Source organism: Canicola haemoglobinophilus (assembly GCF_002015075.1).
Classification (GTDB): Bacteria; Pseudomonadota; Gammaproteobacteria; order Enterobacterales; family Pasteurellaceae; genus Canicola; species Canicola haemoglobinophilus.
This window is the reverse complement of the sequence record NZ_MUXZ01000005.1, coordinates 43,441-65,072: the sequence shown is the minus strand read 5'-3', so window position 1 is coordinate 65,072 and position 21,632 is coordinate 43,441. Positions and strand designations below refer to the sequence as shown.

Annotated in this window: 24 protein-coding genes and 1 riboswitch; of the genes, 20 read left to right on the top strand and 4 right to left on the bottom strand. The window is 35.5% G+C overall.

Going from position 1 to position 21,632, the window contains the following annotated elements:
• Positions 1-42: 42 nt before the first annotated feature.
• Together znuB and znuC are read right to left on the bottom strand one after the other, a co-directional pair.
• A complete protein-coding gene (gene znuB / locus B0186_RS01920; RefSeq protein WP_078217702.1) occupies positions 43-828 on the bottom strand; it encodes a zinc ABC transporter permease subunit ZnuB in 786 nt (261 codons plus the stop codon).
• Positions 829-842: 14 nt separating this feature from the next.
• Complete coding sequence (znuC, locus tag B0186_RS01915) at positions 843-1,634, bottom strand: zinc ABC transporter ATP-binding protein ZnuC (protein ID WP_078217701.1); 792 nt, start codon at positions 1,632-1,634, stop codon at positions 843-845.
• A 191-nt stretch (positions 1,635-1,825) separates the two neighbouring features.
• On the opposite strand from znuC, the gene mepM reads away from it, so the two are divergent.
• The 7 genes from mepM to cysB all read left to right on the top strand — a co-directional run bounded on the left by mepM (position 1,826) and on the right by cysB (position 7,912).
• Positions 1,826-3,361, top strand: a complete 1,536-nt coding sequence (mepM, locus tag B0186_RS01910; RefSeq protein WP_172459668.1) for a murein DD-endopeptidase MepM — start codon at positions 1,826-1,828, stop codon at positions 3,359-3,361.
• A gap of 179 nt (positions 3,362-3,540) precedes the next feature.
• Positions 3,541-4,569: a porin OmpA gene (gene ompA / locus B0186_RS01905; protein WP_078217700.1), complete on the top strand. Its 1,029-nt coding sequence runs from the start codon at positions 3,541-3,543 to the stop codon at positions 4,567-4,569.
• A gap of 89 nt (positions 4,570-4,658) precedes the next feature.
• The gene (locus B0186_RS01900) at positions 4,659-5,240 is read left to right on the top strand and encodes a LemA family protein (protein WP_078217699.1); all 582 of its coding nucleotides are present in this window, start codon (positions 4,659-4,661) and stop codon (positions 5,238-5,240) included.
• A 13-nt stretch (positions 5,241-5,253) separates the two neighbouring features.
• Positions 5,254-5,697 carry a TPM domain-containing protein gene (locus B0186_RS01895; protein ID WP_078217697.1) on the top strand — a complete coding sequence of 148 codons (444 nt, stop codon included), beginning with the start codon at positions 5,254-5,256 and terminating at the stop codon, positions 5,695-5,697.
• On the top strand, positions 5,690-6,469 hold the full coding sequence (locus B0186_RS01890) for a TPM domain-containing protein (protein ID WP_078217696.1): 780 nt from the start codon (positions 5,690-5,692) through the stop codon (positions 6,467-6,469). The genes B0186_RS01895 and B0186_RS01890 overlap by 8 nt, the downstream gene beginning before the upstream one ends.
• Positions 6,470-6,547: 78 nt before the next feature.
• A complete protein-coding gene (gene grxD / locus B0186_RS01885; RefSeq protein WP_078217694.1) occupies positions 6,548-6,877 on the top strand; it encodes a Grx4 family monothiol glutaredoxin in 330 nt (109 codons plus the stop codon).
• 63 nt (positions 6,878-6,940) lie between these two features.
• Entirely contained in the window at positions 6,941-7,912 is a 972-nt protein-coding gene (gene cysB, locus B0186_RS01880; protein WP_078217693.1) for an HTH-type transcriptional regulator CysB, read from the top strand.
• A 36-nt stretch (positions 7,913-7,948) separates the two neighbouring features.
• On the opposite strand, the gene purR is transcribed toward cysB, so the two are convergent.
• Positions 7,949-8,950, bottom strand: a complete 1,002-nt coding sequence (gene purR, locus B0186_RS01875; RefSeq protein ID WP_078217691.1) for an HTH-type transcriptional repressor PurR — start codon at positions 8,948-8,950, stop codon at positions 7,949-7,951.
• A gap of 312 nt (positions 8,951-9,262) precedes the next feature.
• Positions 9,263-9,397, top strand: a riboswitch (molybdenum cofactor riboswitch).
• Here purR and moaA point away from each other — a divergent pair.
• The 4 genes from moaA (at position 9,386) to moaE (ending at position 11,601) form a co-directional block, all read left to right on the top strand.
• Positions 9,386-10,402, top strand: coding sequence for a GTP 3',8-cyclase MoaA (moaA, locus tag B0186_RS01870; RefSeq protein ID WP_078217737.1), 1,017 nt, complete (start codon positions 9,386-9,388; stop codon positions 10,400-10,402). Its footprint overlaps the riboswitch before it by 12 nt.
• Before the next feature lie 9 nt (positions 10,403-10,411).
• Complete coding sequence (gene moaC, locus B0186_RS01865; protein WP_078217690.1) at positions 10,412-10,888, top strand: cyclic pyranopterin monophosphate synthase MoaC; 477 nt, start codon at positions 10,412-10,414, stop codon at positions 10,886-10,888.
• 14 nt (positions 10,889-10,902) lie between these two features.
• Positions 10,903-11,148 (top strand): molybdopterin synthase sulfur carrier subunit, encoded by a 246-nt coding sequence (gene moaD / locus B0186_RS01860; protein WP_078217688.1) that lies wholly within the window; start codon positions 10,903-10,905, stop codon positions 11,146-11,148.
• A complete protein-coding gene (moaE, locus tag B0186_RS01855; protein WP_078217686.1) occupies positions 11,149-11,601 on the top strand; it encodes a molybdopterin synthase catalytic subunit MoaE in 453 nt (150 codons plus the stop codon). It abuts the gene before it with no gap.
• 56 nt (positions 11,602-11,657) lie between these two features.
• On the opposite strand, the gene purE is transcribed toward moaE, so the two are convergent.
• Complete coding sequence (gene purE / locus B0186_RS01850) at positions 11,658-12,155, bottom strand: 5-(carboxyamino)imidazole ribonucleotide mutase (RefSeq protein WP_078217685.1); 498 nt, start codon at positions 12,153-12,155, stop codon at positions 11,658-11,660.
• A 196-nt stretch (positions 12,156-12,351) separates the two neighbouring features.
• Here purE and tyrA point away from each other — a divergent pair, with 196 nt between their 5' ends.
• From tyrA to dinB, 9 genes are all read left to right on the top strand, one after another.
• Positions 12,352-13,491: a bifunctional chorismate mutase/prephenate dehydrogenase gene (gene tyrA, locus B0186_RS01845; protein WP_078217684.1), complete on the top strand. Its 1,140-nt coding sequence runs from the start codon at positions 12,352-12,354 to the stop codon at positions 13,489-13,491.
• Between the two features lie 235 nt (positions 13,492-13,726).
• Positions 13,727-14,578, top strand: coding sequence for a transcriptional repressor AlsR (gene alsR, locus B0186_RS01840; RefSeq protein WP_078217682.1), 852 nt, complete (start codon positions 13,727-13,729; stop codon positions 14,576-14,578).
• A gap of 258 nt (positions 14,579-14,836) precedes the next feature.
• Positions 14,837-15,772 (top strand): D-allose transporter substrate-binding protein, encoded by a 936-nt coding sequence (gene alsB / locus B0186_RS01835; protein ID WP_078217680.1) that lies wholly within the window; start codon positions 14,837-14,839, stop codon positions 15,770-15,772.
• A gap of 104 nt (positions 15,773-15,876) precedes the next feature.
• A complete protein-coding gene (alsA, locus tag B0186_RS01830; RefSeq protein ID WP_078217679.1) occupies positions 15,877-17,421 on the top strand; it encodes a D-allose ABC transporter ATP-binding protein AlsA in 1,545 nt (514 codons plus the stop codon).
• Positions 17,411-18,361: a D-allose ABC transporter permease gene (gene alsC / locus B0186_RS01825; protein ID WP_078217677.1), complete on the top strand. Its 951-nt coding sequence runs from the start codon at positions 17,411-17,413 to the stop codon at positions 18,359-18,361. Before alsA ends, alsC begins: the two co-directional genes overlap by 11 nt.
• A 16-nt stretch (positions 18,362-18,377) precedes the next feature.
• Positions 18,378-19,049 carry a D-allulose 6-phosphate 3-epimerase gene (gene alsE / locus B0186_RS01820; protein WP_078217675.1) on the top strand — a complete coding sequence of 224 codons (672 nt, stop codon included), beginning with the start codon at positions 18,378-18,380 and terminating at the stop codon, positions 19,047-19,049.
• A 10-nt stretch (positions 19,050-19,059) separates the two neighbouring features.
• Positions 19,060-19,956 carry an allose kinase gene (gene alsK / locus B0186_RS01815; RefSeq protein ID WP_078217674.1) on the top strand — a complete coding sequence of 299 codons (897 nt, stop codon included), beginning with the start codon at positions 19,060-19,062 and terminating at the stop codon, positions 19,954-19,956.
• The gene (gene rpiB, locus B0186_RS01810; RefSeq protein WP_078217672.1) at positions 19,957-20,400 is read left to right on the top strand and encodes a ribose 5-phosphate isomerase B; all 444 of its coding nucleotides are present in this window, start codon (positions 19,957-19,959) and stop codon (positions 20,398-20,400) included.
• A 101-nt stretch (positions 20,401-20,501) separates the two neighbouring features.
• Positions 20,502-21,566, top strand: a complete 1,065-nt coding sequence (dinB, locus tag B0186_RS01805; protein ID WP_078217735.1) for a DNA polymerase IV — start codon at positions 20,502-20,504, stop codon at positions 21,564-21,566.
• Positions 21,567-21,632: the final 66 nt, after the last annotated feature.

The window sequence follows — 21,632 nt, the reverse complement described above, 5'->3', positions numbered from 1 at the left end:
ACGTAAGGTAATGAGTTGCCTTACGTTTTTTCTTTTTAAGAATTAAGCATTTTCTTTTTTGAACAAAGATAAGATAAATAAGAAAGTAGAACTAATCACCACTGAAGGTCCAGTAGGCGTATCGTAGAATGCGGATAATGCCAATCCTAAGGTGATAGAAATCATACTGACAAAAACAGCAATAAGCACCATGATTTCAGGACTTTTGGCAAAGCGTCTTGCTGTTGCCGCAGGAATAATGAGCAATGAAGTAATGATCAATGCACCCACAAATTTCATACTTAATGCAATAGTAAGTGCGGTCAAAATCATTAATAAAAATCGCATTCTTTTGATATTAATGCCTTCCACTTGGGCAAGTTCAGGACTGACTGTAATGGATAATAAAGGCCGCCAAAAATAAATCAAAATCCCTAATACAATGATTACTCCCATGGCAATGAAATAGAGATCTTCCAATCCAATCGCTAATAAATCGCCAAATAAATAAGCCATTAAATCCACCCGTACATTTTGCAATAAAGCAACTGTCACAACGCCAAGGGATAAACAACTGTGGGCGATAATGCCTAATAACGTATCTACTGAGTATTGTGTGTTACTTTCTAGCCAAACCATGATGATAGCTAATAATATGGTGAGGATTAAAATAGCAATGTAAGGGTTGGTATGTAAAAAAAGCCCTAAGGCAACGCCAAGTAAAGCGGAGTGGGCTAGGGTATCGCCAAAATAGGCCATTTTGCGCCAAACTACGAATGCACCTAAAGGTGCGGTAATAAATGACAGTAATATTCCAGTTAGCCAAGCGGGTAAGAGAATTTCTAGCATTTTTATTCCTTAATTTATTTTGTATGTTTACATTGTGCAGATTGGAAGTTATGCCCACAGCACACATCACCATGTATGTCATGTTTATGATTGTGATGATGAGTATAAACAGCAATATTTTTAGCAAATTGATCGCCAAAGAAATGAATGAAGGTTGGATCATTAGATACAATTTCTGGTGTGCCAGCGCAGCAAATATGTTGATTAACACAGAGAACTTCGTTTGTATCTGCCATAACGATATGTAAATCATGAGAAACCATCAAAATGGCACAATTGAGTTTTTGTTGAGTTTGCTTTATCAGTTGATAAAGCTCCGCCTGACCATTTATATCAACCCCTTGAGTTGCTTCATCTAGTACAAGCAAATTAGGTTTGTTTAGGATTGCTCGAGCAAGTAAAACTCTCTGCATTTCTCCACCAGATAATTTTTGCATAGAGTTTAAACGCAAATGCTCAATAGAAAGCAGAGCTAAAGCATCTTGTATATCTTGTTTATTGATGCCTTTTTTTAAAGATAAAAATTTTTCTACAGTAATAGGGAGGCTTTGATCAAGATGAATTTTTTGTGGAACATATCCAATGACGAGATTTTTGCTATAAGTAATTTCTCCACTGGTTGCAGGTAACAGTTTTAATAAAACTTTGAGCAAGGTGGATTTTCCGCCACCATTTGGCCCAACAATTGTTGTTATAGAATTAGGATAAATTGTTAAATTAATATTTTTTAGAATATTTTTTTGTGCAAAGCTAACATTGATATTTTTTAATTCCACTAGGGGATATTTGATTGAGTGAATTTGCATGGTAAACAAAAGATATGCTGTGAAAGTGAGGTGAAAAAATAGCTTATTTTCCTTTATTTAACAAGTATGCTCGAGATTTATGCATATAAAGTATTCATTTGTTTTATTTTTTACGAAATGAAATGAATTTTTAGTAAAATCCTCTGTCTTACTAGAGCCCCAAATTTTTACAAGGTTGTTTATTCAAAATGGTGTATCACATTAAATTAGCCCGAGATAGACGTAGAAAGAAATTGCGTACAAAAGTCGCTATTTTTTTCTTCGCTATTTTATCTATTTTAATTGGTATTACTTTATCTTTGAAAAACAAAGTCGTGACTGAAAATGTTACAGCTCTCACATCCTCGGACCAACAAAACCTTCACAATGTTTCTTTAGACAAGGACGTGATAAAACATCCAGCATCTACTCAGCATGGAGAATTTATCGATGTTCAAGATAAAGATATGAAAATCCTTGTTGATAACACAAATGAATCAACTTTAACAAAAACCAATAAAGTTTCAGTAGAGAATGAGAAAACTGAAACTGATTTATCTTATGACGATTTAGATGGTCAGGATGATGAGGTTGATCAAGTTAATCTAGAAGATAGCGAGATGTCATCTTTACCTGATGATGCTAAGGACGCTTTAAACAGTTTATTAGATGTAGCAGATCAGGCAATGCGGATCAAAGATCAATTTACGCATACTATTGTTAATGGTGATACCTTAAAAGATGTGCTAGAAAATTCAGGATTAGGGGAAGAGACTAGCAATAAGTTACTTGCTGACTATCCCGAATTAAAAAAGTTGAAAGCAGGTCAACAAATATACTGGATACTAGATAATGATGGTAACTTAGAGTATTTAAATTGGCTAATTTCTGCGCGTGAAGAGCGGATTTATGAGCGAATAGATGAAAACAATTTTAAACGTCAGATTTTGGAGAAGAAAAGTGTTTGGAGAAAAGATGTACTGAAAGGTCAGATAAACGGGGCATTTTCTGCTAGCTTAAAAACATTAGGGCTGAATAAGAAACAAATTAACCAATTAACCACCGCACTTCAATGGCAAGTAAGTATTAATAAATTAAAAAAAGGTGATAAATTCGCAGTTTTAGTATCAAGAGAATATTTGGATGATAAATTAACAGGGCAAGGTAATGTAGAAGCTATCCATATTGTGTCTGGAGGTAAAAGTTATTATGCCATTCAAGCAAGCAATGGGCGTTATTACAACCGCCAAGGAGAAACCTTAGGTAAAGGTTTTGCTCGTTCCCCTTTGTTGCATCAAGCTCGAATTTCCTCTCACTTTAACCCTGCTCGGCGTCACCCTGTCACAGGTCGAATAAGACCACATAAAGGAGTTGACTTTGCTATTCCTGTAGGCACACCAATAATAGCTCCAGCAGATGGAATTGTAGAAAAAGTGGCTTATCAGGCTAATGGTGCTGGTCGCTATATTATGATTAGACATGGCAGAGAATATCAGACTGTTTATATGCATTTAAGTCGCTCATTAGTAAAAGCCGGTCAATCAGTAAAAAGAGGGCAACGCATAGCATTATCGGGCAACACTGGTCGTTCTACCGGTGCACATTTACATTATGAGTTTCATATTAATGGAAGACCAGTTAATCCTTTAAAAGTTAAGCTACCAGGAACAAGTAGTCAGATGGCAAGTAGCGAAAGAAAGGCATTTTTAGTCAAAGCTAAAACAATTGAAAAAATGCTCAAGATTTAGTCAAGAATACAAATGTCATACGCTAAAAGTTTATTTTTTATAAAAAAAGTTTTACCTTTGGGCAAAAAGAGGGTAATATTGCGCTAAACACCTATTAGGTGTTTAAATCCTAATCTATTAGATTTAGATTTGGAGTACATATTATATTAATATTGATGACTAAATAGAGGATCATCCAAATGAAAAAAACTGCAATCGCATTAGCTATCGCTGGTTTAGCAGCATCTGTACAAGCAGCTCCACAAGCAAACACATTTTATGTTGGTGCTAAAGCAGGTTGGGCATCTTTCCACGATGGATTCACACAATTAGAAACTGATAAAACAGGAACATTACGCAACTCTGTAACTTATGGTGTGTTTGGTGGTTACCAAATTACTGATAACTTTGCTGTAGAATTAGGTTACGATGATTTTGGTCGTGCTAAAGGTCGAGTTAATGGAAAGACTGAGTCTAAACATACTAATCATGGCGCTCATTTAAGCTTAAAAGCTAGTTACCCAGTATTAGAAGGTTTAGACGTTTATGGTCGCGTTGGTGCAGCTTTAATCCGCTCTGATTACACTGTAACTCACGATTATTCTGTTATAGAGCCAACTAAACAAAATAGCTTAAAAGTATCTCCAGTTTTCGCAGCTGGTGTTGAATACAACTTACCATCATTACCAGAACTAGCGTTACGCGTAGAATATCAATGGGTTAAAGGCGTTGGTAAAATCCATAATGATACAACAGGTGCTCGTTTAGACTATACTCCAAGCATCGGTTCTGTAACTGCAGGCTTATCTTACCGTTTCGGTCAAGTTGCTCAAGTTGCTCCTGAAGTTGTAAGCAAAACTTTCAACTTAAACTCTGATGTTACTTTCGCATTCGGTAAAGCAACATTAAAACCTGAAGCGCAACAAACTTTAGATGGTATCTACGGTGAAATCGCTCAATTAAAAGCAGCACAAGTTTCTGTTGCTGGTTACACAGACCGTATCGGTTCTGATGCAGCAAACTTAAAATTATCTCAACGTCGTGCTGATACAGTAGCTACTTATTTAGTATCTAAAGGTGTTGCTCAAGATGCTATTACTGCAACAGGTTACGGTGAAGCAAACCCAGTTACTGGTGCTAAATGTGACGCTGTTAAAAGTCGCAAAGCATTAATCGCATGTTTAGCTGAAGACCGTCGTGTTGAAATCGCAGTTAAAGGTGACAAATAATATATAATTTGTAACACTTTACTGAATTTTATAAAAAGCCCTAAATGAAAGTTTAGGGCTTTATTATTTAGTATAAATAAGGAACTAAAATGAAAAAATTATTTGGCTTAATTATTGTCGCAGTGGCAATTGGCTTTGCACTAATGAGTAGTTATAACGGATTAGTCCAAGCAGAAGAAAAAATTGATTCTGTTTGGGCAAATGTGGAATCACAATATCAACATCGTGCAGATTTAATTCCTAACTTGGTTAATACTGTTAAAGGTCAAGCTAATTTTGAGCAAGAAACATTGACTAGTGTGATTAAAGCTCGTTCTCAAGCGACACAAACAAAAATTGATCCGACAAATATGACTGAAGATCAATTAACTCAATTCCAACAAAGTCAGAATAATATAGGTTCTGCCTTATCTCGCTTGTTAGTGACAGTAGAAAAATATCCTGAATTAAAAGCGCATGATGGCTTTATGAATTTACAGGCCCAATTGGAAGGTGTAGAAAATCGTATCAATGTCGCTCGTAATAAATTTAACGAAGCAGCTCGAGAATACAATCAAAAAGTACGTCAATTTCCAGCTAAGTTTACAGCGATGATCTTTGGTTTCAAAGAAAAGCCTTATTTTAAATCAGCTTCTGGTGCTGAGAATGCACCTGTTGTAAATTTCAATTAAAGTGCGGTCAAAAATGTCTTTGTTTTCTCGTATTCCCTTTAATAAAAAACAAATTGAGGCGGCAATTAGTCGCCTTGAGCTCAATTCTTCAGCTGAGTTAAGAGTATATATTGAGCGTCATATAAATCATTCTTCTCATTCCGCATATAATCGAGCACTAGAAATTTTTGATGATTTGGCTATGGGAAATACAAAATTAAAGAATGCTGTACTGATTTATATTGCGCATAAGGATCATCAATGTGCAATTATTGGTGACATTGGAATTCATCAATATGTTGGAGATGAATTTTGGCGTATGCAATGTGATGAAATGGTAAGCTTTTTTAAAGCTAATCAGTATTCTTTAGGTGTTGTTAGAGCAATAGATCAGATTGGGGAAAAATTAGCACTGTATTTTTCTATTCAAGAAAATGATCAAAATGAATTAGATAATGAGGTCATCATTAATGATTAATTTTTTTGTATCTTGGCAAAAAAGAGCGGTGCTTTTTCTGATTTTTTTGTTTTCTCAAACTGCATTAGCTGCTAGTTTTCCTACACCTCCAACTCCTTTTCAATATGTGAATGACTATACCAAAACATTACATACACAGGAAAAGCAGTTTTTAGAAGAAAAACTAGCAGCCTATGCTAAAGAAACTAGCTCACAAATAGCCATTGTTATGATCACAACCACAGGAGATTATCCTATTTCTCAATATGCTTTTGAGTTAGGAGATAAATGGGGAATTGGTAGAAAAGGATTAGATAATGGCGTTTTGATGCTTGTAGCTATGAACGATCGTAAGATGTTTATTGCCACTGGACAAGGACTAGAAGGAGCTTTGCCAGATGCCTTTTTATCGCAAATCATCCGTAATGTTATTATGCCTGAGTTTAAGCAAGGTTTTTATGCTAAGGGGCTTAATAAGGGGTTAGATTATATTATTGCAGCAAGTAAAAGAGAATATGAGCCTCATCAGCAAGAAAATAGCTGGGAAGACTATATTCCTATTTTTATGATCGCTGTTTTTGTACTATTTGTTCTATTTGGTGAGCTAAGCTGGCGTAGAAAACCTTATATTAGCCCAAGTAGTCAAGATTTTGATCGCATTATTCGCCAGTCCACTTTATCACGAAGACGTTCTGGTGGTGGATTTTCAGGAGGATTTGGTGGAGGCTCAAGCTCTGGTGGCGGATTTGGCGGTGGTAGCTTTGGCGGAGGTGGAGCTGGGGGAAGTTGGTAGTCAAAACTTTCTTTAACTTGACTATTTCCATTGTACTTATGCTACAATTTAACCCGAATTTAACTTAAGAGAAATATTATGGAAACTTTAGACAAAATCAAAAAACAAATCAGTGAAAATCCAATCCTTATTTATATGAAAGGTTCTCCTAAATTCCCTTCATGTGGATTTTCAGCAAGAGCAGTTGAAGCCTTAATTAATTGTAAAGTCCCTTTTGGCTATGTTGACATTTTACAGCATCCAGATATTCGCGCAGAATTGCCTGTTTATGCTAATTGGCCAACGTTCCCACAATTATGGGTTGAAGGTGAATTAATTGGCGGTTGTGACATCATGTTGGAAATGTTTCAACAAGGTGAGCTACAGCCGTTATTAGCTGAGGTTGCCGCTCGTCATCCACAAGAATAATTCTTTCATGATAGGTGCGTTTTAACGCACCTTTTTTTTCTAATTGATAGTCTAGGTATTGCTATGAAAATCCAACAACTTCGTTATATTGTTGAAATTGTTAATCAAAATATGAATGTAACTGAGGCAGCTAATGCTTTGTTTACCTCTCAGCCAGGGATTAGCAAACAAGTTCGATTGCTAGAAGATGAACTAGGCTTGGAAATTTTTGAGCGCAATGGTAAACATATTAAAGGGTTAACACCAGCTGGCGCAAAAATTGTTAATGTTGCGAGAGAATTACTTGTTAAAACTCAGAGTATTAAAGCAATTGCGAATGAATATACTCGTCCAAATTGCGGAGTTTTACGTATTGCAACAACAAACACACAAGCACGCTATATGTTACCTTCCGTAATTGAGCTTTTTTCTAAGCAATATCCTGAGGTTAGCTTACATATTCATCAAGGCTCACCAACACAAATATATGATGCATTATTATCTGGAGAGGTTGATCTAGCTATTACAACAGAAGCGCAATATCTTTTTGATGACGTGGTTTTATTGCCTTGCTATATGTGGAACAGATCTGTGATTGTTAAACCCGATCATCCTTTAGCACAATGCAAAAATTTAACTATTGAGGAGTTAGGTAAATATCCTTTAGTTACCTACACCTTTGGTTTTACTGGGGTTTCGGATTTAGATTATGCCTTTAATAGTGCTGGTTTATTGCCTAATATTGTGTTTACTGCAACGGATGCTGATGTGATTAAAACTTACGTGCGCTTAGGGTTAGGTGTGGGGATTATGGCATCAATGGCCCACACCGAAGCTGATACAGATTTGGTTGCAATAGATGCAAGTCATTTATTTAGATCGAGTATGACACAGATAGCTTTTAAGCATAGTGTCTTTTTAAGAAATTATATGTACGATTTTATTCAGTATTTTTCACCGCAATTAACCAAATCATTAGTCGAGCAAGCGGAAAGATTAAGAGATAATAATGCTGTGAAAAAATTGTTTGAACATATTCAATTGGATAATCGATAAAAAGAATGCCCATAAACTAAATTATGGGCATTCTTTTTATATAGCTTTAACAGATTTACGGATAACCAGTTCTGGATGAAGCTCAATAACCTCATGCTCTCCTGATTTTTCACCAATCCGCTTAAATAACAAATTGATTGCTTGCACGCCTAAACGAGATTTTGATTGGTGTACAGTTGTTAATGGTGGAGAAAAGAAACGTGAAGCATGAATATTGTCATAGCCAATTATTGAAATATCATCTGGTACTTTTAAGCCTTTTTCACCAATAGCAGAAATTGCTCCTAATGCCATTACATCATTACAGCAAAAAACTGCGGTAGGTAGTTTATCTTGTACAAGAATTTTATTCATACATTCGTAACCATCTTCAGGTTCAAAGAAACCTTCCATGATCCAGTCAGGATTTATGGTTAAATTAGCCTCTTGCATTGCCTTTTCAAATCCCTGATAACGTGTTATCGCCGTAGTTTTTTTCAATTCACCAGAGATGATGCCAATATCTTTATGCCCATTATCGATAAGATATTTTGTAGCAAGGTATCCGCCACATAAACTATTGTCTTGAATGAGATCTGTATGTTCATTGTATGGACCCCAATCCATAACGACCATTGGTAGATCTTCAAATGCTGCTAATAGATCTAGAGAGTCCTGAGTGTATTCAGCACACATAACAAGCAAGCCATCAACACGTTTTTTGGCAAGCATATCCAGATGGTTTTTGATTTTTTCTGGATCATTTTGGGTATTGCATAAAAACAAAGAATAACCTTGGCGATAGCAATGTTCTTCTACAGAATGAATAATTTCAGCAAAATAAGGGGCTTCACAAGTTGTAACAATCATTCCAACGGATTTTGTTGTATTAACTTTTAAGCTACGAGCAACCGCACTTGGCGAATAATTGAGTTCTTTAATTGCTTGTAAAACTTGTTGCTCTGTTTCTTGAGCGACAAAACGAGTTTTATTGATAACGTGGGAAACTGTCGTTGTTGATACGCCAGCCATTTTTGCCACATCTTTAATTGTAGCCATAATATCTCTCCATAAAATTTCATTTATTATAAAGATTAAGGGGCATAAGGTGAATGTTTAAAGTTTAAATTTATGCACTACATCACAACTTTTAATCATTTGTAGGTATTTCTTTGTTGATTCATTTGTTTAAACTCATCAAGCTAATTTTTATTATTTATTATTTATTATTTATTATTTATTATAGGAGAGTGGAATGGGTGTATTTGGCTATGCTATGAGCGTTGTTGTATTGGCGCTGGGTGTAATTATTGTTCTAGCATCATCAATTTTTACTATGCTAATGGCTTAGATTTCTTTAAAATACGGAAAATTATCGCATAACTCCGAGCTTGCTTTCCTAAGTTGAAAAATATGGAAGCAATGCCAGCAAATATCATTGCTCAGGGATAAGATAGGAAACAACTTATCCTTTCTTATTTAAAAAGGTGTCTGGTGCAACAATCTATTCCTATTCAACATCTTACCGAAAATCATCTCATTGATGCTTTTCAACGTAAATACTATTATTTACGCCTATCTATTACAGATATGTGTAATTTTCGTTGTAACTATTGTTTACCCAATGGTTACCAGACAGAAAGTGAAAAGCCTCATTTTTTAAATCTCGCTGAAATTCGCCGTTTGGCACATACTTTTGCTCAATTAGGTACAGAAAAAATTCGTATCACAGGTGGCGAACCCACTTTACGCAAAGATTTTCTCGCTATTGTTGAGCAAATTCATGCTATTGATCAGATTAGAACCATTGCTTTAACAACTAATGGCTACAAAATGGCAAAGCAAGTTGATGATTGGAAAAGTGCGGGAATAAATTCAATCAATGTAAGCGTAGATAGCTTAGATCCTAAAATGTTTTATGCTATTACGGGCGTCGATAAATTTCACGATATTATGCGAGGAATTGACCGAGCTTTTGAGGTCGGTTATAGCAAAGTTAAAGTGAATTCAGTATTAATGAAATCCCTTAATGATAAAGAATTTGATCAATTCCTAATTTGGGTAAAAGACCGCCCAATTCAAATGCGTTTTATTGAATTGATGCAAACAGGCGAAATGGATCAATTTTTTCATCAATATCATTTATCTGGTCAAGTTTTAGCGGAGAAGTTGATTAGAGAAGGCTGGAGCTTACAGAAAAAAGATCGTGCTGATGGGCCAGCCAAAGTGTTTGCCCATCCTGATTATAAAGGTGAAATTGGTCTTATTATGCCTTATGAAAAGAATTTTTGTACAAGCTGTAATCGTTTGAGAGTATCTGCCAAAGGGAAATTGCATTTATGTTTATTTGGTGAAGAAGGAATTGAACTGAGAGATTTATTACAATCAGATGAACAGCAAGAACAGCTAAAAAATCGAATTTCCACAGCCTTACAAGGCAAAAGAGAGCATCATTTTTTACATAGTGGCGATAGTGGGATACGCAATCATCTCGCCAGTATTGGAGGATAAAAGGAAAATATGACAACATTTACACATATTAATAGCCAAGGGGAAGCGAACATGGTGGATGTGTCTGCTAAGCAAGATACTGTTCGTGAGGCAAGAGCAGAAGTATTTGTGCGCATGGCACCAGCCACTTTAGACATGATCCTTTCAGGACAACATCATAAAGGCGATGTTTTTGCTACAGCTCGCATTGCTGGAATTCAAGCTGCTAAGCGCACTTGGGAGCTTATTCCTTTATGTCATCCATTGCTATTATCAAAAGTGGAAGTAAATTTGACCGCACTTCCTGAAATCAACAGTGTTCGCATTGAAAGCCTATGTAAACTCAGTGGAAAAACTGGTGTAGAGATGGAGGCCTTGACTGCTGCGAGTGTTGCCGCATTGACAATTTACGACATGTGTAAAGCTGTACAAAAAGATATTGTTATTGAACAACTGCGATTATTAGAAAAGAGCGGTGGAAAATCAGGGCATTTTATTGCTGAGTAAATGGAAATATAAAGATGTTAAAAGTATTATTTTTTGCTCAAACTAGAGAATTGATTGGGATTGATGAATTAGAAGTCAAAGCTGAGTTTGCAACAGCAGAGCAACTGCGTGAACATTTAAGTCAAAAAGGCGATAAATGGGCGTTAGCTTTAGAAAAGGGAAAACTACTTGTCGCTATTAATCAAACACTCCAGCCACTAGAAAGTGCGGTCAATTCTGGTGATGAAATTGCTTTTTTCCCACCAGTAACAGGAGGCTAAATGACTGATGTTAAGATTGCCGTCCAAGCGCAAGATTTTGATCAAAATGCGATTTATCAATGGTTAACCGAAGATCATCAAGTAGGGGCCGCAGTTGTTTTTGTGGGTAAAGTCAGAGAAATGAATTTAGGCGATTCCGTTTCCAGTCTGTATTTAGAACATTATCCAGCGATGACAGAAAAAGCGCTACAAGAAATTGTTGCTGAAGCAAAAAAACGTTGGGATATTTATCGTGTCGCGGTTATACATCGTGTTGGACTATTAAATACGGGTGATCAAATAGTTTTAGTGGGGGTAAGTACCGCGCATCGAGGCGATGCTTATCAAGCAAATGAATTTATTATGGATTACCTAAAAAGCAAAGCACCTTTTTGGAAAAAGGAACAAACAGATCAAGGCGAGCGCTGGATTGAACATAGAGAATCCGATCAGCAAGCATTAGAAAAATGGTAAATATTATTTGTATAATCTAAAGAAGAAAGGCAACTCGTTGAGTTGCCTTTGTGTTACTAATCTCTTGGATCAGGATTATTTAATACAAGTTCAGTTTGAGCTTGACGGAATTGATGTAGTTTTTGTGCTAAGTGCGGTTCAAAAGCTGCGAGAATTTGGGCGGCTAATAGTCCAGCATTTGCTGCACCTGCAGGCCCAATAGCTAAGGTGCCCACGGGAATACCTTTTGGCATTTGCACGATAGAATATAAACTATCTACACCACTTAGCATGGAGCTTTTAACTGGCACGCCCAACACTGGCACAATAGTTTTGGCAGCAATCATACCAGGTAAGTGAGCAGCACCACCTGCGCCAGCAATAATCACTTTATACCCTTTCGCTTCCGCACTTTCTGCAAATTCAAAGAGTTTATTTGGCGTACGATGTGCTGATACAACTTCTACATGATAAGGTACATTCAACTCATCTAAAATATTTGTTGCTTCTTGCATTGTTGCCCAGTCACTTTTAGATCCCATTACAATGGCTATTTGAGGTTTATTATTTTGCATAGAAATATCCTTAGTAAGAAATGGCGCTAAGGATAGCATAATTTAAATTAAATGAGCAAACGATTGCGTGAATGAGAAATAAAGTGCGGTAGTATTTTCAAAAAATGTTGTTGCACATTTAATATTTATTTTGTAATTTATTTTTTACATAATTTGTAATTAAATTTTTACGCAGCTGGCTATTGATGGGGATTTTATGGATAAATTAAAAGCACTAAGGGCTGAAATTGATGATTTGGATCGTGAATTGCTCCAACTTTTTGCTCAACGCCTAGAGTTAGTTAAACGAGTAGGGGCGGTAAAGCATCAACATGGCTTGCCTATTTATGCGCCTGAACGTGAAAATGAAATGTTACAGGCTCGCCGTAATGAAGCCGAAAAGTTGGGGGTTTCGCCTGATTTAATCGAAGATGTATTACGCCGTTTGATGCGGGAATCTTATGCACGAGAAAATCAATATGGTTTTAAAACGACAAATGCAGAAATAAAAAAAATTGTGATTGTTGGCGGTAAAGGGAAGTTAGGGGCATTGTTTGCGCGCTATTTAACGGCTTCAGGCTACCAAGTGGCTATTTTAGATCAGCAAGATTGGCAAAATGCGGATCAAATTTTACAAAATGCTGATGTTGTTATCGTTTGTGTACCAATTGCACAAACTTTAGCCGTAATTGAACGTCTGCAACCTTATTTAACTGAGCAAATGTTATTAGCGGATTTAACCTCTGTAAAACGCCAGCCGTTAGAAAAAATGTTACAGGTGCATCAAGGTGCAGTGCTTGGGTTGCATCCAATGTTTGGTCCTGATATTGCAAGTATGGCAAAACAAGTTGTAGTGCGTTGTGATGGTCGTTATCCGGAAAAATATCAATGGCTTTTAGATCAAATTCAAATTTGGGGTGCGAAGATTTATCAGGTAGATGCTTCAGAACATGATAAAAGCATGACTTATATACAAGCCTTGCGCCATTTTTCAACATTTGCCAATGGTCTGCATTTATCAAAACAGCCCGTTGAATTAGCACAATTACTCGCTTTATCTTCGCCAATTTATCGTTTGGAATTGGCTATGATTGGTCGTTTATTTGCGCAAGATGCGGAACTTTATGCCGACATTATTATGGATAAACCAGAAAATCTGGCGATCATTGAAAGCTTAAAGCAAAGTTATGAAGAAAGTCTCAAATTTTTTGAGCAAGGCGATAAGCAAGGATTTATTGATAGCTTTAATCAAGTTCGAGAATGGTTTGGCGAATATTCTGAGCAATTTTTAAAGGAAAGCCGTCAATTGTTGCAGCAGGCGAATGATTATAGAAATGATGAAATAATAAAAGCTTAAAATTTTATTTAGAGGAAAGAAAATGCTCTGTTATCTGTACCAATATTTGTTACAACAACTATAGCAAGTTACCTAGGAAAGATTTGTTTTTAGATAAATGCTGATTAATTTGGTTATTTAGTGTATAAAATAGCAGTTAAGTTTTATTATTTACTATGTTCTAAGTTATCACAAATAGTATAAGATTTCTCGTAGTACATTTGGCAAGCTAATCCTTTTATTAATAGGAATATTTATGCAACAAGATCTTTCCCTTATTCCAAGTATTCGCATGAAAAGAGAAGGAATGACCAATACAGAAAAACGAGTAGTTGATTGGTTATTGGATCCTGTAAAATTTCAACGGACCACCTCTTTGAAGTATGTAGCCGAATCTCTAAATGTTTCTGAAGCTCTAATTGTAAAAGTCGCTAAGTTACTTGGTTTTACTGGTTTTAGAGATTTACGCCAACAGATTATCACTTCTTTTGAGGGAAATTTACTAAATAATGTAGAATTATCCACTCAAGATACGCCCCAAGATTTGGTTGATAAAGTCTTTAATGTATCGATTCAAACTATTACTGAGGGACGATCAATTCTTGATTCTGATGTTATTCAACAAGCTGCAAAATGTTTTTGCAATGCAAAAAATCGAGATTTATATGCCGCTGGTGGTTCTAATACAATTTGTGATGATATCGCACATAAATTTTTACGTATAGGAATTCGCTGTAATGTATATCGTGATATTCACTTAATGATGATGTCGGCATCTTTACTTACCGAAGATGATGTAATACTGGTTGTATCTCATTCAGGTAAAACAACAGATTTACTTAAGGTGGTGAATGAAGCAAGAAAAAATGGTGCTAAAATCATCTGTATTACCCATAGTGATATATCTCCTATTGCAAATTTATCCGATTTTGTGATTTGTACACCTGCTCCTGACACCCCCTTATTAGGAAAAAATGCATCTGCTAGAATTTTACAGCTTATATTAGTTGATGCTTTTTTTGTTTCCGTAGCTCAACAGAATATTGAGTTATCAAAAATTAATTTAGAAAAAACCTTTAAAGCTACGGAATATTTCCGCCAAAGATAATTTCTATTCTTATCTATTCATTATTTCTGTTCCTCCCGATAACCAACAAATGCAGTGCACTTTGTTGGTTTTCTTTCAATTTGTTATTACAAAGACTAATAAAAACAACAAAACTTCACAAAACATTTATTTTTGTGAAGTTGATCACTTTTTTATAGCGTGGAAAGTGTTATAAATAGCATAAACTTTAGAACAAGTTTTAATTCGTAATGTTTTGTTTCTTTTTAGAAATGTGCTTAACAATAAGAGGAGATGCATATGAAATCGTTAAAAACAATTAAATCCTGTTTAGCCGTATTAGGATTAGCCTGCTCAATATCTGTTTCTGCAGCAGATTATGCAGTTATTTTAAAAACACTTTCCAATCCATTTTGGGTAGAAATGAAATCAGGGGTGGAAAAAGAAGCGGAAAAATTAGGTGTAACTGTGGATATTTTTGCTTCTCCATCGGAAGGTGATTATCAAGCTCAATTACAGTTGTTTGAAGACTTGATTAATAAAAATTATCAAGGAATAGCTTTTGCACCTCTTTCACCAGCAAACTTAGTAATGCCGGCAGCTAAAGCTTATCGTAAGGGAATTTTCTTAGTGAATTTAGATGAGAAGATTGATTTAGATAATCTACAAAAAGCGAAAGGGAATGTTGAAGCATTTATTACTACGGACAATGTAGCTGTAGGGGCAAAAGCTGCACAATTTATTGTTGATCAATTAGGTGAAAAAGGTGGTGAAGTTGCCATTATTGAAGGTAAAGCAGGTAATGCTTCTGGTGAGGCTCGCCGTAGAGGAGCAAAAGAAGTATTTGAAAAAAATAGCAATATTAAGCTTGTAGCAAGTCAACCGGCAGATTGGGATCGTATAAAAGCTCTAGATGTTGCAACCAATGTATTATCTAGAAACCCTCATATTAAAGCCTTCTATGCAGCTAACGACACTATGGCTATGGGCGCGGCTCAAGCTGTGATGAATGTAGGTAAACAAGGTAAAGTTTTAGTTGTTGGAACTGATGGCGTACCTGAAGCAAGAAAAATGGTAACAGAAGGTAAGCTTACAGCAACCGTTGCCCAAGACCCAGCTGAAATTGGAGCTAAAGGGTTACGTCTCTTAGTGGAAGCAAAAAAATCAGGCAAACAAATTCCAGTAGATACTCAAGCTAAATTTGAGACTGTAGATTCTATTTTGGTTACGAAATAAATGATTAGAGAGGAAGAAAGAGCGGTATAAATTCACCAAGTTTTTCTTCCTCTTTATATCTCCAAGAACTGGCAGTTTTTAAAATTTAGAATAAGGAGAGATATATGGCTGAGCCTTTGATTCAAATGAAAAATATCTGTAAAAATTTCGGTGTTGTGCAGGCATTGAAGGATGTTAATTTAGATATTTACAGCCATGAAATTCATGCTCTATTAGGTGAAAATGGAGCAGGAAAATCCACTCTGATGAAAGTTTTATCTGGCTTACATCAACCAAGCTCCGGAAAAATTTCAGTTAAAAATCAGGAATATGATTTCTTAGATCACAAGGTAGCCGCTGATTTAGGAATTGGCATTATTTATCAAGAATTAAGTTTAATTGATGAACTGACAGTATTAGAAAATCTCTTTATAGGTAGGATTCCTGTTAAGAAAGTTTTAGGAATCACTGTAGTTGATTGGCAGAAAATGCGTTCACAAGCTTCGATCATTTTACTCAGATTGGGATTAAAAATTAATTTAGATGAAAAAGTTGGAAATCTTTCCATTTCTCACAAACAAATGATTGAAATTGCTAAGGTTCTTCTTTCTGATGTCAAAATAATTATTATGGATGAACCAACATCTTCTTTAACCAATGCTGAAATTGAATATTTATTTTTTATTATGAGTCAGCTTAGAGAAGATGGAAAAGCGATTATTTATATTTCTCATAAGATGAATGAAATTCGTCAAATCTGTGATCGCTATACAGTGTTGAAAGATGGCAGCTCGGTTGCATCTGGAATGATCGAGCAAGTTAGTAATGCCGATATTATTCGCTTAATGGTAGGACGAGAAGTAGAGTCTCGTTTTATTAGTCAACAATCTACTAAATCTGAACAAATCGTTTTTGAAGTCAAAAACCTGATTGGGAAGAAAACTAAGCAGGTGGATGATGTTTCATTTTCATTACATAAAGGAGAAATTCTTGGGTTTGCAGGATTAGTTGGCTCTGGTAGAACAGAATTAATGAACTGTATTTTTGCGGTGGACAAAAGAATTTCAGGTGAGATCTACTTAAATGGTAACAAAATAACACCGCACTCGCCCCTTGATGCTATTAAAAAAGGCATGGCTTATATCACTGAAAGTCGTCGTGAAAATGGCTTTTTTCACAATTTTTCCATTCAACAAAATATTGCCTTATCCAAAAGCTTAAAAGAAGGTGGATATAAAGGTGCTATTGGTTTGTTTAATACAAGTAAAGAAAGGGAGTTAGCTCAACAGCAAAAAGAGCTGTTAGCAATTAAGTGTGCTTCTATAGAACAAAACATTACGCAGTTATCAGGCGGAAATCAGCAAAAGGTCATTATTGCTAAATGGATTTCTTGTCAACCTGAAGTATTAATTTTTGATGAACCTACAAGGGGTATTGATATAGGAGCTAAAACGGAAATTTACAAAATTATGCGTCAGCTTGCGGAACAAGGAAAAGCTATTTTGATGGTTTCATCAGAATTACCTGAAATTATGTCTGTTTGTGATCGAATTGCTGTTTTTCGTGAAGGAAAAATTTCACAGATCCTTGATAACACAACGGATTTAACTGAAGAACAAATAATGAGTTGGGCATTGCCTGATATGAAAGAGGTTAATTATGCAAACTAATACAAAATTTAATTTCCCAAGATTTTGGGATCAATACGGCACATTTTTTATATTAGCAATTATTGTTGCCATATTCGGCTCTATATCTAGCCAATATTTTTTAACAGCCAATAATATTCAGCAAATTTTTGTGCAAAGTTCCGTTACTGTATTAATTGGTATGGGAGAGTTTTTTGCAATATTAATTGCAGGCATTGATTTATCTGTAGGGGCTATTTTAGCACTTGCAGGCATGGTTACTGCTAAGTTGATGATTTTAGGATTAGATCCAACCTTATCAGCCATTATTGGTGGCGTATTTGTTGGTGGTGGGTTAGGTGCAATCAATGGGGCTTTAGTCAATTATACAGGACTTCATCCATTTATTATCACTTTAGGTACTAATGCTATTTTCCGTGGCGTAACTTTAGTTATCTCTGATGCTAATTCAATTTATGGCTTTTCTTTTGAATTTGTCGATTTCTTTTCTCAGAATTTTTTATGGATTCCTGTTCCTGTGATTTTCGCCATTATTGTGGCGTTAATACTTTGGTTCATCACTAATAAAACTCGTTTAGGCCGCAATATTTATGCCTTAGGAGGAAATAGAGAATCTGCTTATTATTCAGGCATAGATGTGAAATTTCATACTATGGCTGTTTTTATTATCTCAGGTATCTGTGCTGGTCTTGCTGGTGTGGTATCAACAGCTCGTTTGGGAGCAGCAGAGCCTTTGGCTGGCGTAGGCTTTGAAACTTACGCAATAGCGAGTGCCATTATTGGTGGAACCAGTTTCTTTGGTGGAAAAGGACGTATTTTTTCTGTGGTAATAGGCGGCTTAATTATTGGAACCATTAATAATGGTTTAAATATTTTACAAGTACAAACCTATTATCAATTAGTAGTTATGGGCGGATTAATTATTACCGCTGTTGCTTTAGATCGTTTAATTAGTCGTTAGTTTTGGAGTTTGTAATATGAAAGTTTTAATTTCCCCTTCATTGATGTGTATGGATTTGACTAAATTCAAAGAACAAATTGAATTTTTAGATAAGAAAGTCGGTTATTTCCATATTGATATTATGGATGGTCATTACGTACCTAATTTAACCCTTTCCCCATTTTTTGTTAGTCAAGTAAAAAAATTAGCAACCAAACCCTTAGATTGTCATCTGATGGTAACTCATCCTGAAAATTATATTGATGAATTAGCTAAATCAGGCTGCGATATGGTTACCTTGCATATAGAAACCATTTCTGGGCAAGCTTTTCGTTTAATTGAAAAAATTAAACGATTGGGTATGCAAGTAGGATTAATTTTTAATCCGGAAACTCCAGTTGAATTTGCTAAATATTATTTGCATAAAGCTTCTAAAGTTACAGTATTAACGGTAGATCCTGGGTTTGCAGGACAAACCTTTATTCCTGAAATGCTAGAGAAAATAACTGAACTAAAACAGTTTAGAGAGCAGAATAAATTAGATTATCAAATTGAAATAGACGGATCTTGTAATCCTAAAACTTATCAACAGCTACTTCAGGCTGGTGCTGACGTACTTATTGTAGGAACATCAGGGCTGTTCAATAATTCAGAGGATATAGTGAAAGCTTGGGAAATATTAGAAAATGATCTTGCTAAATATTGCTAAGGAATAAGCTATGGCTGATATTTTTGTTGGAATAGATATGGGAGCAACCCATATTCGTATTTGTCTATTAGATCAGAAATCTCAAGTTATTCTGACGGATAGGCAAAAAACAAAAGATGTATTAGGAGAAAATCTGCTCAATGGACTGACAGATTTTTGCCAAAAATACATAAATGAACACAATGTGAAATCTATTGTAATTGGTTTACCTGCTGCGATTTCTGCAGATCGTAAGAACGTTTTGTCTGTTCCTAATCTCAATATGGAACCACAAAATTTCTCCGATTTAGTACCATACTTATCCAAAAAATTTAATTGTGAAGTTTATTTAGAACGTGATGTAAATTTACAAATGATCTATGACGTTAACTTCTATAAACTGCAAAATAAAATTGCTTTAGGCGTTTATCTTGGTACAGGTCTTGGATTTTCCATTTGGCTTAATGGTAGGCTGTTTCTTGGGACTAATGGCGTAGCAGGCGAACTAGGACATATTCCTTATGGAGATAAGAATTTACTCTGTAGTTGTGGTAATCAAGCTTGTTTAGAAACTCTTTGTTCAGGAAGAGCATTAAAACATTGGTATGAGGAACAACAATTTGAGTTTGCAATAGAGGAAATTTTTACTCATCAATGCAACCATCCTTTTATTAAGGATTATCTAACCAATTTAGCTAAAGCCATAAGTACAGTAGTTAATTTATTCGATCCACATGGGCTAATTTTAGGTGGAGGAGTTATGGATATGCCAGACTTCCCTCTAGAGTCGTTAAAAAGATTATTAGCAAATCATATTCGAAAACCTTTACCTTATAGAAATTTAACTATCTTTAAAGCAGAACCATCATTATTTAATGGTGCTATTGGTGCAGCTTTATATGCAAGCCAGCATATAGGAGAATCATAAATGAAACGTATTGCAATTGGTTCAGATCATATTGGGCTTGAACATAAAGCCTTTTTGATTGATAAATTAACGAAACAGGGGCATTTAGTTACGGATATGGGAACTTATTCAGCAGAAAGAACCCATTACCCTATTTATGCAGAATCTGTCGCACAAGCTATTAAACAAAATAAAGTAGATATGGGGATTTTAATTTGTGGAACTGGTGTTGGTATTTCCATCGCTGCCAATAAAATCTCAGGTATCCGCTGTGCATTATGCAGTGAAGAAATAACCGCACTTATGTGCCGTGAGCATAATGATGCTAATATTATTGCTTTTGGTGCAAATATTATTTCTCCACAAAAAGCATTGGCTTTAGCAACATTATGGTTGAATACTCCTTATGATGGAGGCAGACATCAACAGCGTTTGGATATGATTGAGGATTTAGCAACAAAATAAGATAACAATAAAAAGAAATTACTGGGTATCTGTTTTTTTATACAGTAACTTGTGCTAAAGTGCGGTACAAATTGATGATTTTGACCGCACTTTTTTTGACTATGACATCTCGTAAAATTATTCATATTGATATGGATTGCTTTTATGCCTCTATTGAAATTAGAGATAAGCTGGAATTACGTCATAAGCCTGTTGCCGTAGGTGGTTTGGCTAGTCAGCGAGGCGTCTTAAGCACTTGTAATTATGTTGCACGTCAGTTTGGTTTACACAGTGCAATGTCAACAGCACAAGCGCTAAAACTTTGCCCTAATTTGGTATTGTTACCAGTCAATATGCCTTTGTATAAACAGGTTTCACAGCAAATCCAGCAGATTTTTTTGCGCTATACAGATTTAATTGAGCCTTTATCTTTGGACGAGGCTTATTTAGATGTAACAGATTGTGAAAAATGCTCAGGTTCAGCAACTTGGATTGCACAAGAAATTAGACAAGCAATTTTTCAGGAAACGGGATTGACAGCTTCTGCTGGAATTGCCCCGCTAAAATTCTTAGCAAAAATTGCATCTGATCAGAATAAACCCAATGGGCAGTTTGTAATTAAGCCAGAGGAAGTTGAGATTTTTATTAAACAATTGCCACTGAGAAAAATTCCAGGTGTAGGTAAAGTTACCACACAACGATTACAGCAAATGGGCTTGGAAACTTGTTTGGATATTCAGCAATTTGATTATCATGTTCTAATCAATCAATTCGGTAAAATAGGACAGCGAATTTGGCAGTTTAGCCAAGGTATAGATGATCGTCTTGTGCAACCGCATAGAGAACCAAAATCTATCGGAATTGAGCGCACTTTAATGAAAAATATTTGGCAAGCTGAGCAAGGTATCGAGGTTATTCAGCGCCTTTATCCGTTGTTGTTACAACGTATTAAGCGAGCTTGTCCAACTATTCCACTTGAACAATTTTGTAAAATTGGCGTGAAATTAAAATTTGATGACTTTCATACTACGACATTGGAAAAAAGTGCGGTGGAATGTTCGTTAGAAAACTTTATCCAGTTATTAATGCAAATTTGGCAGCGCTGCCAAAATCGTTCTGTGCGCCTAGTTGGATTGCATGTCAATATCCCCACAATGACAGAACAAAAACAAATGAGTTTATGGTGATAAATATTTTTTCTTTTCCCTTGAGTTTCAATATTTTGTCCTTATTATAGGCGAGGAATTTTTTTA